We start from the raw sequence: 15,530 nt of genomic DNA, 5'->3' as shown, positions 1-15,530 counted from the left end.
TAATGCTGCTTCTGGTGACCCCATCTCCGCTAATGAAGATCCCTGCCATAGGTGGAGCCTCTCTCCCCTAAGGATCGCCGAGGTGAATTCAGACTTGTCTGCTGCCTAATGGCTTGAACTTCTGGTTCATCTCCGCGCGTTCCAAGGCAGTCGATCTGCAAATGGAGATGGATCACGAAGCAAATTGGTCAATAGGTCTCAGTCTCGTATCTACCTGAGTCTGCCTAAGGTTGGCTGGCTCAAATCTGTTTGTTGTTGAGAGCGATCGCCCGTAGTCAAGCGTTTTTATTGAACGACTACTTTTCATCGCTCAAGTTGTTGCGTGGCAAAACCATTAGCAACGGAGAGTTTCTATGTTTGAAGTTTGTTTGTTCAGCATGATGGCCGAAATGCTGGGAATTACCCTTTCGGAAGTGCTGGGTGTTGCCCTTGGCCACCTGATGATTACGGTCATGAGCCAAGCGATCGCCCACTTGGGAGAGTTCTCACCCTTTGAGTTGTCTCGTTAAACCCTAAAACATCCTATTGTCGTTTCTCAATGGAGCTTAGAACCATGATAACCAACGATGTAAAGCAGGCATTTCTGTGCCCCTATACCCTTTACCGTGGGCACGTCACCCTAGACGCGCTGACCTTTGATGCCTACCTGCAGAAATTTGCTCAACGGGCAGGGTTTATTGCTGCTCTCCATACGAGTGGGAAACTTTCTACATCCGAAGCCTACAACCAGTTGGCTGATCTCTGGCATCAATTGAGCGAAGCCTATGCCCCTGTCTCACCCACCCTAAATTGTCAACCATAGAAGGAGCAATGCGATGGTAATCAATCCCCTCGATGATCTGCTGACCTATCCGCAGGGTCTCGGTGCTGCCAAGCGGACAGCCAACCAACTGACGATTCCTGAGCTAGTGCGTGCCCTGCGCCAAATTGACCCCCATAAGCGGGTATTGGCCTTTCGCCTCCTCGAAAAAGACAAGGCGATCGCAGTCTTTGAAGCCCTGACTCCCGATGAGCAGGCAACCCTCATTGAAGGGATGACGGATCCTGAGATTCTGCATTTTCTAGAAGCCCTTGAGGCCGATCAACGGGTGCGTCTCTTTGAGGAATTACCTGCCAAGGTCACCAAACGGTTGCTCAGCCAGTTAAGCTCAGAATCCCGCGACGCCGTGAACCTGCTGTTGGGCTATCCTGAGGGCACAATTGGTCGGCGCATGAATCTGCGCTACTTGGCGCTGCGGCAAGACTTGACCGTGGAGCAGGCGATCGCCGCTATCCGTGAGAGTTCCTTGGATATTAATGACCTGAGCATTATTTTTGTCATTGATGAACAGCGCTTTTATCGTGGCTTTGTGCAGCCGATCCAGTTGATGAAAGCAAATCCCCACCAGCCGCTTCAAGATTTGGTGCAAGGACAGGAACTGGCGATCGCTGTGACCGCGCCGGAACTATCCGCAGCCAAACTCCTCAAGGAATACGATGTCCCTGCTATTCCTGTGGTGGATCAAGAGGGGCGACTGGTGGGCGATATCACCTTTGATGATGTGATTGACCTGATTGAGGAGGAGGCAACGAGCACCATTTTGGCGCAAGCAGGTGTGGGCAACTTGCTCAACCGCGATCAAGCTTGGAGTGAACGACTGGTGCGCGGTCCCATTCGCTATGCAGTGCAACTGCGGATTATCTGCCTGATCATTACCCTCATTGGCGGTATGATTGTTGGCGGCGTGATTCAGTACTTTGAGGAAGTTCTGGAAGCCGTCGTTGCCGTAGCCATTTTCATTCCTGTGGTCATGGACATGGGAGGCAATGTCGGTACCCAATCCACCACTGTCTTTGCCCGTGGTCTTGCTTGGCAGCACATTGATATTCGTCGCTATGGCGGTTATCTCTTTCGCGAGTTTCGCATTGGTGCGATCATGGGTCTTATCTTGGGAACTGCTGGCGGCTTGATTGCCTTCTTCTGGCAAGGGCTACCCAACGACATTCCCCAACTGGGACTGGCTGTAGGGATTTCACTTTTTGTTGTAATTACCTTCGCGGCGATCTTAGGGGCATTGCTTCCTTGGGTGTTGCTGAAGTTGGGCTTTGACCACGGGCCAGCGGCGGATCCCTTTATCACAACCATCAAGGACTTTACAGGGCTGTTGCTCTACTTCTATCTGGTGAGTGTCTTCCTAGGGCTGTCGTTTTAACCGATGTCAACGAGTGATTTTATTGTCCGTTTGGTAGCAGCCTTTTGTCTTGGGGCAGCCCTCGGCTTGGAGCGACAATGGCGGCAACGCATGGCCGGTCTGCGCACAAATACCCTCGTGGCAACGGGGGCAGCACTATTTGTCATGCTCTCGGCTTTGACGCCGGGGGAAGCGAGTCCAACGCGGATTGCCGCCCAAATTGTCTCTGGTATTGGGTTTCTCGGCGGGGGCGTGATCCTGCGGGAAGGCCTCTCAGTACGGGGTTTGAATACGGCCGCTACTCTCTGGTGTGCAGCGGCGGTGGGGGCACTGTGTGGTTCGGGATTACTCTATCAGGCAACCTTAGGAGCAGTGGCAGTGCTCGTGGCCAATCTGCTCTTGCGTCCCCTCGGCTATCGCATCAATCAGCAGCCCCTCAAGGGCACCGAAGTGGAGTTGTGCTATCGCTGTGATATTGTCTGCCGTGCTGAGGCAGAGGCTCATTTGCGGGCACTGCTGTTGCAGTCATTAGCGGGCAGTCGGCTGAAGTTGCGATCGCTCCTCAGCGAGGATATTGAAGACACCCCCGATCGCGTCCATATTGAAGCAGAACTCCTCAGTCAAGAGCGCAATGATGACTTTGTAGAAGGGCTGGTGAGCCGCTTGAGTTTAGAACCCAGTGTTCTTTCGGCGCGCTGGCGCATTACAGAGCAGGAGTATGGTTGATTTCTCTAGGGATAGAGGCGCATATTCAGACGAGCCGTGGTGCCCGCTTGCGGACATTGCAGACGCGGCGTATAAGTACCGCCAACTCGCCACACGGAAATATAGCGATTATCCCGTACCCATTGAATGGTTACTTCGCCACTACAGCCAAAATTACCGCCAAGATCGCGATCGCTAAAAAAGCCGCGCACGAAGCCATTGCCGCTTGCCGTGACGTTAATGGTGCCCTCATAAACTCGTCCATTGACTTTGGTGGTGTAGGGCAAGATATCTCCCGGCAAGGGGCTAAGCTGGTAGCCGTAAATTTCAGTCAGCCCGCTATCAGAAACTAGCGTCTCAGCAGCAGCAGGCAAAATAGAGGCCATACCCAGAACCACTGCGCCTAGCAAGCCCTGTAACATTTTCATAGACAGCCTCCTTTTGGAAAGATTGGAAACATAAACCGCTCCTCCCCTTGTCTCTATTGTCATTGTCTAGGAGGATAATTTCATACTTTAGGGAATGTGACAGGGCTGATAAAGAACTTGATATCTATTAAGCAGGACATCAAAGAAATGCCCGCACATCTGTAACTTCACCCGTAATAGCTGCGGCGGCCACCATCGCTGGACTCATGAGGAGTGTCCGTCCCGCTGCTGATCCTTGGCGTCCTTTGAAGTTGCGATTGGAAGATGAGGCACTGATCTGACGCCCTTGCAGCTTGTCGGGATTCATGGCGAGGCACATCGAGCAACCAGGATTGCGCCATTCAAACCCTGCGGCTTGGAAAATGACATCGAGACCCTCCGCTTCGGCTTGCGCTTTCACCCGTTCTGAACCGGGAACCACAAAGGCTTTGACACCGGGTTTGACTTTGCGCCCTTCGACAACTTTGGCAGCCTGCCGCAGATCACTGATGCGACCATTGGTGCAACTGCCAATAAAGCAGACATCAATCTTGGTGCCTTGAATGGGCTGCCCCGGTTGCAGATCCATGTAAGCATAGGCTTCAGCGGCGATCGCCCGTTCTGCCTCGGGCAAACTCTCTAGGGTGGGCAAGGTCTCATCCACCGCAACGCTTTGGCCGGGGGTAATGCCCCAAGTGACCGTCGGTGCAATATCCGCAGCTGCAAATGTGACAACATCATCGTATTCAGCATCGGCATCACTGACGAGCGATCGCCACCACACCAGCGCCTCATCCCAAGCCTTGCCCTGGGGAGCAAAGGGGCGGCCTCGTAAATAGGCAAAGGTGGTTTCATCGGGGTTGACATAACCGCAGCGGGCTCCCCCTTCAATGGCCATATTGCAGACGGTCATCCGCTCTTCCATTGAGAGCTGGGCAAAGGTACTGCCAGCAAACTCATAGGCATAGCCAACACCGCCTTTAACACCAAGGTGGCGAATAATGTGGAGGATGAGATCCTTGGCATAGACCCCAGAGCCAAGGGAGCCATTCACTTCTACTTTGCGAACCTTGAGCTTATTGAGGGCGAGGGTCTGAGTCGCCAACACATCCCGCACTTGACTGGTGCCAATCCCAAAGGCGATCGCCCCAAAGGCACCGTGGGTAGAGGTGTGGCTATCCCCGCAGGCGATCGTCATCCCCGGTTGCGTTAACCCCTGCTCGGGAGCAATCACATGGACAATGCCCTGACGACCGGAGCCAATCCCAAAGAAAGGAATATTGTGAGCACGGCAATTCGCCTCAAGGGCTTGCAGCATCTCTTCGGCAAGGGCATCTTGGAGAGGACGCGCCAGCGTATCTGTCGGCACAATATGATCCACCGTCGCCACGGTTCGCTGCGGATACAGCACCGCCAATCCCCGCTCCCGCAGCATGGCAAAGGCTTGGGGACTCGTCACTTCGTGAATCAGGTGCAGGCCAATAAAGAGCTGCGTTTGCCCTGAGGGCAGTGTCGCCACCGTGTGCTGTTCCCAAACCTTATCAAAGAGTGTGCCGCGACTCATAGACTCGTGAAAAAATCCAGCCTATCAATTATAGGCAAAAGGAAGAGATTCAGTACAGTGATTATACAAGGCAACTATCCGTTTTCAGTCGCATCACAGCCATGTTGCAGCTTGGTTTATGATGTTTAACTTTATGAAAAAAGCTTTAATCGCTATGATTAAGCCAAAACTCGCGAACCTTTGTAAAGTATTTCAACCGCCCTTCAATTTTGCTAATTTCACGGGGATAGAATTCAGCTAATGCATCACACAACTCAAGCATCCACTGCTTACGGGAGTAGCCACGGTTAATCGTTAAAACATTAGAGTTCGCAATCTGAATTTGCCCCCAACCCAAAGCGCCAATTGTTAAGCAGTCCCACCCCAAAAACTCGATTGGCAGAAATTGAACATTTTCAATACCGATACGAGTTCTTTGAGCCTCATAGGCAATCAGCAAAATTGCAAAAACATTTTCATCTGATTGATAGAAACGAGTGAGGCGTTCTACAGAAATTAAATTGGGCATATTAAACTGTGTACTCAATCTGTGGGTTTTCACGTCAATGACATAGTAAAATCCTTGATCATCCTTGAAAGCGAGATCAGCCATGGCTCTACGGGCAAAATGTGCTGAATAGTTTTTACAAATCTCTTCACCAAGAACCGCCTGTAGATGATTGGCAAGAATTTGCTGAACAGCATCGCCAACAGCTCTTGGGCTATTGATTGTCACAGCAGACAAGAAATCTTCCTGTGAGTTTAAGAGTTCTTTGATGTTTTCTTCGATCTGATCAATCTGATCACCATAGAAAATATGTCTTTTTTCCATTGATTCTTATGTTTCTCCTAGGGAAAAAGCTCTGGTTGGTGAAATAGTTTTTCGCACTGATACTGCTTTTGCGTAAAACGTCCTTGCTCACTTAATGTGTTTCTTTCCCAAAACACGCCATCAGCATAGCCCTGAATCGAAGCATCTACTTCAGCCATTTCAAGGCGCTTCTCCGCTAGGCAAGCATAAGTCTCATCCAGTTCAACCCCCAAAAAACGCCTACCGAGCTTCTTGGCAACGACAGAGCTTGTTCCGGAGCCGAGGAATGGATCAAAAATAATGTCATCTGGATTGGAGCTAGCTAAAATGACCTTAGCCAGTAGTTTCTCGGGCTTTTGGGTGGGATGATCTGTATTTTCTGGCATTGACCAAAAGGGCACAGTTAAGTCTGTCCACAGGTTAGAAGGATGCGTTAGGCGGTAATTTCCTTCTTCCGTGGCTTCCCAATCTTTGGGATGTCCATTGACTCTATAGGGAGCGATGACTTTACGCTTGAGCTTAACAGCCTCAACATTAAAGGTGTACTCATTAGAAACAGTGCAGAACCATATATCCTCGGAGGCATTTTTCCAATTCTTGCTTGCTCCTCGTCCTTTCTCGCGCTCCCATGTAATTCGGTTGCGGATTTGAAAACGGTCTTTAATGACTTCAAATACAGCAGTTGAGGATTCCCAATCAGAGCAAATGTAAATAGATGCAGTTGGTTTTAGAATTTTTTCAAGACTCGACAAGCAAGACTCTAGCCAGTTGATGTAATCCTCTAAACTTTTTTTCTTGAAGCTAATTGAGTTAAATACTTTGTTCAGGTTGTAAGGTGGATCAATAAACAGCAAATCAACAAATTGACTTGGGAGAAACTTGATGACCTCAAAGATATCTTGATGGATGGTGCGGTTAATGATTTCTGATAAGCTCACAGGATGACTCAACCGTAGGAGTCGCTGTCGATACTTCGCTTGTTCTTGCTCGGTCAACGTAATTGTTCTATTTCTGGGGGCGCGTTCTTTGCTGTGAACCATATCGCTTTATCAAAACTTGATTACTGGTTTGAATCACATCCCCTGAGTGGCTAAGCATAACTCAATGTTAGCCTAATAGCCAAGCCATCACCTGTTGACCAAGGCAAGTCCCATTGAGGCGATCAATCTCACGAACGCCCGTGGGGCTAGTGACATTCACTTCTGTCAAATAGCCACCAATGACATCAATCCCCACAAAGTACAGGCCATCGCGCCGTAGGGCAGGGGCTAAAGTTTGACAAATCTGGCGATCGCGCTCGGTAATTTCCACTGCTGCCACGCGTCCGCCGGTGGCCATATTGCCCCGAAATTCATCCCCTGTGGGAATCCGATTCACAGCACCAATGGGTTCCCCATTGAGGAGAATGATTCGTTTATCGCCTTCCTTGGCCGCGGGTAGGTACTCCTGCACCATCACCGGTAGCTGTCCCCACTGAGTACTCATTTCAATCATGGAATTGAGGTTGCGATCGCCCGCCTGCAAAAAGAGAATGCCTTCTCCGGCTTTGCCCCCCAAGGGCTTGAGAACGGCCATGCCCTGCTGCTGCACAAATTCCCGAATGCGCTGCTTATCTCCTGTGACAATGGTCTTGGGAGTCACACTCGTAAATTGCAGGGCATACATCTTTTCATTGGCATGGCGCAACCCTGCGGGCGAGTTGAGGACAAGGGTGGTCTGGGGATCGATTAAATCAAGACAGTACGTGGCATAGAGGTAGGCGGTATTCACGGGGGGATCCTTGCGCATCCACACCGCTCGAAAGGTGTTGAGGGGTCGCCATTCCACTGCCCCCGTCTGAAACCAAGGTTGGGGAATCTGCCACTGGCTGGCCACTAGTTGCACGGGCGATAACTGGATCGGGGTGAGTGCTGCCCATACCTGACCTTCGCGGATCAGCAGTTGGGAAATTTCCGTTACCCACACCTGTGCGCCTGCCGCTTGCGCTGCTTCCATCAAGGCCACACTGGTATCGTGGCCGGGGTCAAGGCGGGCGATCGGGTCAATAATAAAGGCAATATCCACCGTCATTAAGCTGCCGCTTGCAACAGAGCGTCCAATTTCCCTTGTGCCTCTAGGGCATAAAGATCATCGCAGCCGCCAATGTGTTCGTTGTTAATAAAAATTTGCGGGAGCGATCGCCGGCCATGGGCACGTTGAGCCATTGCAGCACGAGCCGCTTCATCGCCATCAATGACGTACTCGGTAAATTTTACTCCTTTGCGGGTTAACAGCTGCTTTGCCCGAATACAAAAAGGACAACGAGACCACGTATAAATTTCCACGTTGGCCACGGCTTTACCTCGTTACAAAAATTCACTTTGATTCCAGCCTAGCAAAAAGGGAGAAGAGACACACCCCCTCTCCCTAATGTCCTGTCCTACAACTCCCTACAAATAATTGGGATCTTGGACATTGCGAATTTTGCAGGCTTCAGCAATGCCGTACTGCGGTCGCAAAAAGCGATCCATCTGAGCCACAAAGAAACGCCGGTTGGCCATGAGATGCTCCGGATTGGGATCATCTAAGGGGTAGTAGAAGGCGGCACGGGTTGCTTGCAAAACAGCGGAGGTCACCGTGTACATCGCATGCTGGAAGGCAATTCCCAACTGCACCAAAATATCATCCTCGCCGCGACAGTGCTGGTGGAAGTAATCCTTCAGGTACTGGGGTAGGAAGTGATACATGTCCTGATGCAGCAGTGTGGGGGGAATCCCCGCCGTCCCCACCGGGAATTTATCGGCAAAGAGAATGCCATAGTGGAAGTCCACCTGATCAGTGGGCACCTGATTGGCTTGGGCATTGTAGGACTTCGTTCCCCGGAAGGGCGCCGTGCGGTAAAAGACCGCTTCCACATAGGGGAAGGCTGCTTCATAGAGCCACATAAAGCCCTTTTCCTTGGGCACAAGGACATGCACCTCGCCATCAATATAGACGTGGTGGTAAATCGGGCGACCGGCAATGGCAAAAATTCCATTGACCAAGAAGTTCATGGCATCCTTGACGCTGGTAATGCTGCCCTCGTCATAGCGATCGCTCATCTCGAAGAAGACGGGTGCCATCACTTCCCAAAATAGCCCCAGCACGTTCATGTAGGTGGCTTGGCGAGCCTGCTCCAAGAAGAGGTCGGGAAAGAGCTTGTACAGCCCGAGCATCAGCGGGTTGCCTTTGAAGTAGGCGCGGATTGCCCTATCGGCGGCGGCTTTGTACTCTTCAGTGTCAAGGTAGATATCCAGCTGCCCACCCATGCGATGCCACATCATTGAGCGCGCCAAGCTTTCGGAAAACTCCATGTTGATGCGGTCGTGCCAAAGGTGGTGGAGCAGACGCGGCATTTTCCCTGTTTCCCCCTTTGCAATAAATTCCATCAATTCGGGGTGGGCATGGGCAGGGCCACGCCAAATCCGCAGATCCGCTGTATCCCCAGCATAGTGATTGGCCAACTCAAAGTAGTCCTTGGTTGGAAAATACTTGAAGAAGGGAAAAGGATGGATAAATACCCGCTCACCGAGGTACAGCAAATTCCGCCAGTAAAAGTCCATCGGAATGGCGTAGGCCTTGTACATACCGATGATCTTCATCAGGTTCACTGGCGTGTCGGGAATGAGGGCACCCCCCGCCTCAAGGCGGTAAATAATGTCGGCGAGGGGGTGATCCAGTGGGGGCAGTTTTGCCGAACTGGGACGCTCAATTGTTTCAACCATGGTTTCCTCTCTGAGCTATAGGGGTAAACTGGCAACGGTTTCGGTGGCAGTGGGGATGGCGGCAACCAGCTGCGCACTGGTGGTTTCACTCCAACGCACCAGCCATGTTGGTTGGATGCCCAGAACCAGAATCAGCAGTGTCAGTACCATAGCGGGGAACTTCTCTGACCAAACCACCCGTGGGTAGTAGGCAGTGGCATTGTCAAGACGACCAAAGCAGGTGCGGTTAATCAAAATTACAAAATAAACAGCCGTGAGGCCGGTGCCCACCACCGCAATTAGAGTTGGCATCGGGAAGGTACCATAGCTGCCTTGGAAGATTAAAAATTCCGCCACAAACCCCACTAATCCTGGAATACCGGCACTGGCCATCCCCCCCAAAATGAGGAGAGCACTGGTGGTCGGTAACCCCCGCAGAGGATTGAGCAAGCCATTGAGCACATTGAGTTCGCGGGTGCCAACTTTCGTTTCAATGACGCCAACCAAATAGAACAGCAATGCCAAAATCAGGCCATGGCTAATCATTTGGGCAATGGCGCCGACGATGCTGAGGTGGGTATGGGCTGCTGCCGCCAACAATACGTAGCTCATGTGACCAATGGAGCTATAGGCCACCATGCGTTTAATGTCCTTTTGGGCGATCGCAGCCAGTGCTCCATAGCTAATGCCAAGAGCCGCCACAAGGGCCAGCAGGCCAGAAAACTGCCCCCAAGCCTCTGGAAAACAGCCTAAGGCAAACCGCACTAGGCCATAGGCACCCAGCTTAGCTAGGATCCCCCCAAGGAGAATGGCGGTTGGCATTGAGGCTTCCACATAGGCATCGGGCAACCAACTGTGAAGGGGCACCAAGGGCATTTTGATGCCAAAACCTAGGATCAACAGCAGCAGCAGAATCCCTTGGGTCGTCGGTGCCAAGCCAGCAACCTGAATATCTTGATAGTCAAAGCTAGGAGCGTGGGTGAGCCAGCCCATCCCCAAAAAGGCAGCTAGCACGAGAATTCCTGAGACTGCCGTATAGATCAGAAACTTGATCGCTGCCTGCTCGCGACGCTGCCCGCCCCAGATCAAAATCAACAGGTAAAAGGGCACCAACTCAACTTCGTAAAAGAGAATGAACAGCAGCAGATTTTGTGCTGCGAACGCCCCGGTAATTCCCGCATTGGCCAAAAGAACAAGGGCATAGAAGAGCCGATGGCCACTTTTTTCACCCGTGAACACAACCACAAGGGTTAAGAACGTTCCCAAGACAATCAGCGGGAGGGACAACCCATCCACACCAAGGGAATAGTTCAATCCCAAGGGCGACAGCCACGGCACAAATTCCGTAAATTGTAGTGCGGTCTGCTGGACATCAAACTGCGTCAGCATCCAGAGGGACAGGGCAAAGGTGACACCAGCGCTCACCAAAGCAACCGAACGCAAGGCTCGTTCTGGCAGCAGCGGCATCAGCAGCGCACCGATGACAGGCAAAACAATTAACAGCGTCAGCATAGGGCAAGAACCTCAAGGAATGGAGCACTAAGCCAGCAGTGGCCAACAAATGGCAATCACCAGAAGGGCGACCCCCATCAAAATGGTGAGGATATAGGCTTGGGATTGACCCGTTGTACTGTACTTCAGGCGATCGCCCCCCAACAGGGTTGCCCCGCCAAAGGCATTGCCAGTGCCATCCACAAACGTGCGATCAAACCAAGCAGTCATGCGGGAAATCATATCCACTGCTCCCACCACGGTGGCTTTGTAGAGCTTCGGCGTATAGAAATCGTAGGCCAGCAGATCCTGTACCGACGGTAGGGGAAACTGCACCGGCTTGGGAATGGCTTGGCCGAGATAGACCCATGCGGCTGCACCCCAGCCCAAGATAGCGGTTACCGTCAGGGCAGCTGCTGTGGTTAAGGAAGGATCTGTCCAAATCACCCAATCAAAGCGCCCCATGAGAATGGGCAAGTGCAGCACCAGACCCAGATCAACGGTCATCGGCAAAATCATCGGCCAAAAGACCTCGGGCGATCGCGCCGTCATTGGTTTGACCTCACCGCCCCAAATCAGGCAGAACGTGCGACCAAGACTAAAGGCAGCAAACGCATTCATCAATAGAAGCACCACCCCCACCCAAGGCAGTTGGGCAAAGGCCGTATCCAGCAATTCTGCCTGTGGGAAAAAGCTGGCCAAGGGGGGAACCGCCAGCAACCCTGCAGAACCAACGAGAAACGAAATACCGGAAATGGGGCGCCGCGACCACAGCCCGCCCAATAGGCGCAGATCTTGGGTAATGCTATTCCAAATAATGCTGCCAATGCTCATCATCAGCAGTGCCATGGCCACGCCGTAGGTGAGGATAAAGACAAAGGCTAAGCCCGGCTCCTTGAGACCAACGGCAATAAACACCCAGCCCATGTAGGCACTCACCAAATAGGAGAGGGCGCGTTTAATGTCCACTTGGGCAATGGCAATCAGGGTTCCTCCCAAGGCAGTGACGCTACCAATGACCAGCAAACCTGTTAGAGCGACAGAGGAAAGGCTCAGCACCGGCGTCAGCTTCACCAGCACCCATGCCCCCGTGCCCACAACAATGGCATTCCGCAGAATAGAGGCAGGCACAGGGCCTTCCATGGCCTCATCCAACCACAGATGCAATGGAAATTGGGCACATTTCCCCATTGGCCCAGCAATCAGCGCCAAACAAATTAGGGTAATGAGGGTGGGATCCACCTGAGCCGTAGCTGCCCAAGCCGCTAAATCGTCGTAGTTCCAAGAGCCAGCAAGGGGATAAATCGCCAACACCCCCATCAGCAGCACCAAGTCTCCCACCCGCTTGGTGAGGAAGGCATCGCGGGCACCGGTCACCACCAGCGGTTGGTTAAACCAGAAGCCAATGAGCAAATAGGTCGCTAGGGTCAGAATTTCGAGCATGACATAGTTAAAAAACAGAGAATCCAGCAGCACCAGCGCCCCCATCCCCCCCTCAAACAGAGCCAATAGGGCAAAAAAGCGCGCCCAGCCCCAATCCATCTCCATGTAGCCGATGGCAAAGATCTGAGCCATGAGGTTCAAACCCGTAATCAGCATCAGGGCGGTGGTGGTCAAGATGGAAATTTCCACCGGAATGTCAAAGTGCAGACCCGCCACATCCAGCCACGTCCAGTGCAAAGACTGCGGCGGTTGGTTGGCGATCGCCACCGTGGCCAACAGTGCATGAACAAAGGAGAACAACGTGAGCAAGAGATTCAAATAGCCCGCTGGACGAGGTCCCGTTTTCCGGGTGATCCCCGGTGACCAAATCAAGGACAGCACCATTCCCGCCAGCGAGTAAAAGGGAATGAGCCATACTGTGTCCGCAAATGGTTGCAACATAAACCCCGCTTATGCCTATGGACAAGACTAATTAGATTTAATCTTATCTATGAATGGCACCAGACCTTCCAGGGCTAAGTGCAAAGTTGCATCAATATCTCTTATCGCCCAGATAAAAGGCAACTATGAAGGATTGAGCATTGTTTAGGATAGCTATAAACGCTTAGGGGGAAATTTGAAAGGTCACCCGTGCGGTGTAGCCCACATAACAGAAATTGCCTTCACCCCAGTCTTGATCAGCGTCTAATTCAACGCGCACTTGGCTTTGACGCGGATAGTTTTCGGGAATCGGGATCACCTGATCGTCGCCGGGGTTGAGGCGACCCAAGCCAGAGCGAATGTTGGTGACTGTGCCCCAAACCACCTTGCCTTTGCTGCCATAGAGTTCAATTTTGGCCTTGGTACCGGGGTGGATTAGCCGCAGGGACTGTTCCTCTACAAACACATCAATCCAGCGCCGTTGACAATCCAATAACTGCAAAATTTGATCCCCTTTGCCGAGAAACATCCCCGGACGGGCATCCACCCGCCAGACATAGCCGGCAATGGGAGCCGTTACCTTCACCACCTTGCGCTGAGCAACCTCCTGCCAGGCTTGGGCAACCTGTCGCTGTTGAGCCGCAATTTCCCGTTTCAGCCCTTGGACGATCGCCTGCTGTTCGCTAATCTGAATTTTTAGCTCCTGAAGCCGCAGGCGGGGGTCATAGTTGCTGCGGGTATTGCGCAGGGTCAGTCCCAATTCAGCGGCACGGGCATCGGCCTTGAGCGCCTCTACCCTATCAGCGGCAGCCTCCACTTCGCGTTGGCGCGCAGCCACTTGCGCTTGGCTTTGCTGCAATTCCGCTAGGGCAGCATCCGCTTGGGCTTGGGGTACCGCTCCCTGCTGTGCCAATCGACTAAAGCGGCCGTAGTTAATTTTTGCCAATCGATAGCGTGCCTTGGCATCGGCCAGATTCGCTTTAGCAGCCCCTAGTTCCGCTTGGGCAGCCGCCACTTGGCGATTGGTTTGTTTTACCTCAAGCAGCTGTTGATGGCGTTCATCCCCTTGGACAGAGGCGAGGAGTCCTTGCAACTGAGCCAGTTTTGCCTGAGCGGCTTCTAGTTCACCCTGCCGCCGTTCCAGCCATTTTTCAACTTCCTTGAGGTTGCCTTGGCTAAGGTAGGCATTTTCTAGCACGGCTAGGGGCGTCTCCTCCGCTGGCTTGATAAATTGCCCCACCTTTGCCCTCAGTTGCTGGAGGGTTCCTTCCTCCGGAGCCCGCACATTGACAATGACGCCATTAATGACCGCATCACGACTGCGCACGGTTGTTAAATGGCGGTAGAGAAACAAGCCTGCAAAGGCAAGGATGCCACACCCGGCTGCGAACACTAACAAATTGGCAAGGAGCGATCGCCGTAGCTTCAGTTGCTGAGTCGGTACAACCTGATTTTTAATCTCCGTCAAAGGGGAGACTTGGCTTAAACTAGATGCAGAATCTGAAGCTGGCTTTTTCATAGAAAACTCACAACAAGTCAATTAAAGTGAATAAAATCGCCCAGCTATTTTGCATAATTGACAGGTAAAAGCTTTGTGCTAAAAACGCCTCATGTTTCCCTCACAATTGAACCTTAAAGAGTCTTGAATATTTTTTTACTAGCTTCATCTAAACATACTCACTAACCTTTTGTTATCCGTACAACTACTGAAGCTGACAGACATCCAATCTTGGATTACCACAGGTTTTCAGAGCCTTAGCCCGCCCCAAAAGTATGGATAGAGTACGTATGATAAAAGTATCCGTGGCAGACCCCTATGACCCACCTTCCAGACGTTGACAAACAAGCATGGCTAATTGTGCGCTCCCAAGGTACGGTGGTCGGCAAGTATCACCTCGCAGGAAAGGCGTTCTGGAAAATTGGCCGCGCCAGCGACTGTGACATTATTATTCACGACCCCTATATTTCCCGACATCAGGCAACCATTGAACTACGCCCTCGGGGCAATGCCCTGGTGTACCTGATCCGTGACAACAATAGTCGCAATGGCACATTAATTAACGGTACACCCCTGTCGGAGGAGCGAGTCTTATACCATGGAGACCTTATTATGATGGGGGATACGGATCTCGCGTTTCACTATACAAGTCCGACCCCGTCTGTCCCGCCTAATGTGTTGCAGTGCTCTTGAGAACCAACCTGTCACCCCTCGATGAATTTTTGTGGGCCATTTTAGGCCTCCTGCTGACAGTGGCTGGAACCTTCATGGAGGCGGCGATCGCCCTCCCCAACCTCCTCAATGAGGAAGGGCAATTTGTTTTGCCCAGTTCATGGGCCGCCGTTCCCGTGTATGGGTTACCCGTCTCCTATCAAGTTGCGGCGGTTCTTCTAGTGGGCTGCATGGGGGGACGGCAAGCCGCCGCCCTCTCTCAGGTGGCTTATCTGATTCTGGGTCTCAGCGGGTTTCAGGTGTTTTCCCAAGGGGGAGGTCTGGACTACTGGCGTGAACCGACATTCGGTTACCTCTTGGGTTTTGTGCCGGGGGCTTGGGTCTGTGGTTGGCTGGCTTTTCGCCCCCAAAAGCGAGTGAGTTTAGAATGGCTTGCTTTGAGTGGCCTAGGGGGACTGTTGCTCATTCATGTCTGCGGTGCCCTCTACCTCAGTGGTCTGGCTCTTGCAGGGCAGTTGAGTCAACCCTTGGTGGAGCTACTAGAGCAGTATTCGCTTTTTGCCTTGCCAGGGCAGTTGGTGATTGTCTGCTTGGTGGCAGCGGTAGCGCGGGTATTGCGCTTGATTTTGCTGTATTAAAGCTAAACC

16 protein-coding genes are annotated in these 15,530 nt (G+C 52.1%); 6 read left to right on the top strand and 10 right to left on the bottom strand.

Annotated features, from left to right (window positions below):
- The first annotated feature begins 353 nt into the window (after positions 1–353).
- The 4 genes from RHH27_RS04740 to RHH27_RS04725 are packed head-to-tail and all read left to right on the top strand — an operon-like array spanning position 354 to position 2,897.
- On the top strand, positions 354–509 hold the full coding sequence (locus RHH27_RS04740) for a hypothetical protein (RefSeq protein ID WP_206201287.1): 156 nt from the start codon (positions 354–356) through the stop codon (positions 507–509).
- Between the two features lie 44 nt (positions 510–553).
- Positions 554–802: a hypothetical protein gene (locus RHH27_RS04735; RefSeq protein WP_302676639.1), complete on the top strand. Its 249-nt coding sequence runs from the start codon at positions 554–556 to the stop codon at positions 800–802.
- A 13-nt stretch (positions 803–815) separates the two neighbouring features.
- Positions 816–2,192 carry a magnesium transporter gene (mgtE, locus tag RHH27_RS04730; RefSeq protein WP_302676640.1) on the top strand — a complete coding sequence of 459 codons (1,377 nt, stop codon included), beginning with the start codon at positions 816–818 and terminating at the stop codon, positions 2,190–2,192.
- A gap of 3 nt (positions 2,193–2,195) precedes the next feature.
- Positions 2,196–2,897: an MgtC/SapB family protein gene (locus tag RHH27_RS04725; RefSeq protein ID WP_310437864.1), complete on the top strand. Its 702-nt coding sequence runs from the start codon at positions 2,196–2,198 to the stop codon at positions 2,895–2,897.
- A 5-nt stretch (positions 2,898–2,902) separates the two neighbouring features.
- Here the strand turns inward: RHH27_RS04725 and RHH27_RS04720 are convergent, their stop codons facing one another.
- The 10 genes from RHH27_RS04720 to RHH27_RS04675 all read right to left on the bottom strand — a co-directional run bounded on the left by RHH27_RS04720 (position 2,903) and on the right by RHH27_RS04675 (position 14,232).
- The gene (locus tag RHH27_RS04720) at positions 2,903–3,304 is read right to left on the bottom strand and encodes a hypothetical protein (RefSeq protein WP_206201284.1); all 402 of its coding nucleotides are present in this window, start codon (positions 3,302–3,304) and stop codon (positions 2,903–2,905) included.
- Between the two features lie 139 nt (positions 3,305–3,443).
- A complete protein-coding gene (leuC, locus tag RHH27_RS04715) occupies positions 3,444–4,847 on the bottom strand; it encodes a 3-isopropylmalate dehydratase large subunit (RefSeq protein WP_310437865.1) in 1,404 nt (467 codons plus the stop codon).
- A 145-nt stretch (positions 4,848–4,992) separates the two neighbouring features.
- Complete coding sequence (locus RHH27_RS04710) at positions 4,993–5,658, bottom strand: hypothetical protein (RefSeq protein ID WP_310453269.1); 666 nt, start codon at positions 5,656–5,658, stop codon at positions 4,993–4,995.
- 17 nt (positions 5,659–5,675) lie between these two features.
- Positions 5,676–6,677, bottom strand: a complete 1,002-nt coding sequence (locus RHH27_RS04705; protein ID WP_310454353.1) for a DNA methyltransferase — start codon at positions 6,675–6,677, stop codon at positions 5,676–5,678.
- 67 nt (positions 6,678–6,744) lie between these two features.
- Positions 6,745–7,701 carry a glutathione synthase gene (gene gshB, locus RHH27_RS04700; protein WP_206201280.1) on the bottom strand — a complete coding sequence of 319 codons (957 nt, stop codon included), beginning with the start codon at positions 7,699–7,701 and terminating at the stop codon, positions 6,745–6,747.
- 5 nt (positions 7,702–7,706) lie between these two features.
- The gene (grxC, locus tag RHH27_RS04695) at positions 7,707–7,970 is read right to left on the bottom strand and encodes a glutaredoxin 3 (RefSeq protein WP_250682073.1); all 264 of its coding nucleotides are present in this window, start codon (positions 7,968–7,970) and stop codon (positions 7,707–7,709) included.
- A 96-nt stretch (positions 7,971–8,066) separates the two neighbouring features.
- Entirely contained in the window at positions 8,067–9,380 is a 1,314-nt protein-coding gene (locus tag RHH27_RS04690) for a CO2 hydration protein (protein WP_206201278.1), read from the bottom strand.
- Positions 9,381–9,395: 15 nt separating this feature from the next.
- A complete protein-coding gene (locus tag RHH27_RS04685) occupies positions 9,396–10,871 on the bottom strand; it encodes an NADH-quinone oxidoreductase subunit M (protein WP_206201277.1) in 1,476 nt (491 codons plus the stop codon).
- Positions 10,872–10,898: 27 nt separating this feature from the next.
- A complete protein-coding gene (locus tag RHH27_RS04680) occupies positions 10,899–12,734 on the bottom strand; it encodes an NAD(P)H-quinone oxidoreductase subunit F (protein ID WP_302678989.1) in 1,836 nt (611 codons plus the stop codon).
- Positions 12,735–12,897: 163 nt separating this feature from the next.
- Entirely contained in the window at positions 12,898–14,232 is a 1,335-nt protein-coding gene (locus RHH27_RS04675) for an HlyD family secretion protein (RefSeq protein ID WP_302678988.1), read from the bottom strand.
- 297 nt (positions 14,233–14,529) lie between these two features.
- Between RHH27_RS04675 and RHH27_RS04670 the strand changes: the two genes are divergently transcribed.
- Positions 14,530–14,904: an FHA domain-containing protein gene (locus RHH27_RS04670; protein ID WP_206201274.1), complete on the top strand. Its 375-nt coding sequence runs from the start codon at positions 14,530–14,532 to the stop codon at positions 14,902–14,904.
- A 74-nt stretch (positions 14,905–14,978) separates the two neighbouring features.
- Positions 14,979–15,521 (top strand): biotin transporter BioY, encoded by a 543-nt coding sequence (locus RHH27_RS04665; RefSeq protein WP_302679150.1) that lies wholly within the window; start codon positions 14,979–14,981, stop codon positions 15,519–15,521.
- Positions 15,522–15,530 lie beyond the last annotated feature (9 nt).

The organism is Thermosynechococcus sp. PP555 (genome assembly GCF_031583225.1).
Classification (GTDB): domain Bacteria; phylum Cyanobacteriota; class Cyanobacteriia; order Thermosynechococcales; family Thermosynechococcaceae; genus Thermosynechococcus.
The sequence above is the reverse complement of the archived record's forward strand: the minus strand, read 5'-3'. Positions and strand labels throughout refer to the sequence as shown.

Coding starts and splice junctions, on each gene's coding strand:
- RHH27_RS04725 (WP_310437864.1), top strand. CDS start 2,196: ATGTCAACGAGTGATTTTATTGTCCGTTTGGTAGCAGCCTTTTGTCTT.
- leuC (WP_310437865.1), bottom strand. CDS start 4,847: ATGAGTCGCGGCACACTCTTTGATAAGGTTTGGGAACAGCACACGGTG.
- RHH27_RS04685 (WP_206201277.1), bottom strand. CDS start 10,871: ATGCTGACGCTGTTAATTGTTTTGCCTGTCATCGGTGCGCTGCTGATG.
- RHH27_RS04710 (WP_310453269.1), bottom strand. CDS start 5,658: ATGGAAAAAAGACATATTTTCTATGGTGATCAGATTGATCAGATCGAA.
- RHH27_RS04665 (WP_302679150.1), top strand. CDS start 14,979: ATGGAGGCGGCGATCGCCCTCCCCAACCTCCTCAATGAGGAAGGGCAA.
- RHH27_RS04705 (WP_310454353.1), bottom strand. CDS start 6,677: ATGGTTCACAGCAAAGAACGCGCCCCCAGAAATAGAACAATTACGTTG.
- RHH27_RS04670 (WP_206201274.1), top strand. CDS start 14,530: ATGACCCACCTTCCAGACGTTGACAAACAAGCATGGCTAATTGTGCGC.
- RHH27_RS04720 (WP_206201284.1), bottom strand. CDS start 3,304: ATGAAAATGTTACAGGGCTTGCTAGGCGCAGTGGTTCTGGGTATGGCC.
- RHH27_RS04735 (WP_302676639.1), top strand. CDS start 554: ATGATAACCAACGATGTAAAGCAGGCATTTCTGTGCCCCTATACCCTT.
- mgtE (WP_302676640.1), top strand. CDS start 816: ATGGTAATCAATCCCCTCGATGATCTGCTGACCTATCCGCAGGGTCTC.
- RHH27_RS04680 (WP_302678989.1), bottom strand. CDS start 12,734: ATGTTGCAACCATTTGCGGACACAGTATGGCTCATTCCCTTTTACTCG.
- RHH27_RS04675 (WP_302678988.1), bottom strand. CDS start 14,232: ATGAAAAAGCCAGCTTCAGATTCTGCATCTAGTTTAAGCCAAGTCTCC.
- RHH27_RS04690 (WP_206201278.1), bottom strand. CDS start 9,380: ATGGTTGAAACAATTGAGCGTCCCAGTTCGGCAAAACTGCCCCCACTG.
- RHH27_RS04740 (WP_206201287.1), top strand. CDS start 354: ATGTTTGAAGTTTGTTTGTTCAGCATGATGGCCGAAATGCTGGGAATT.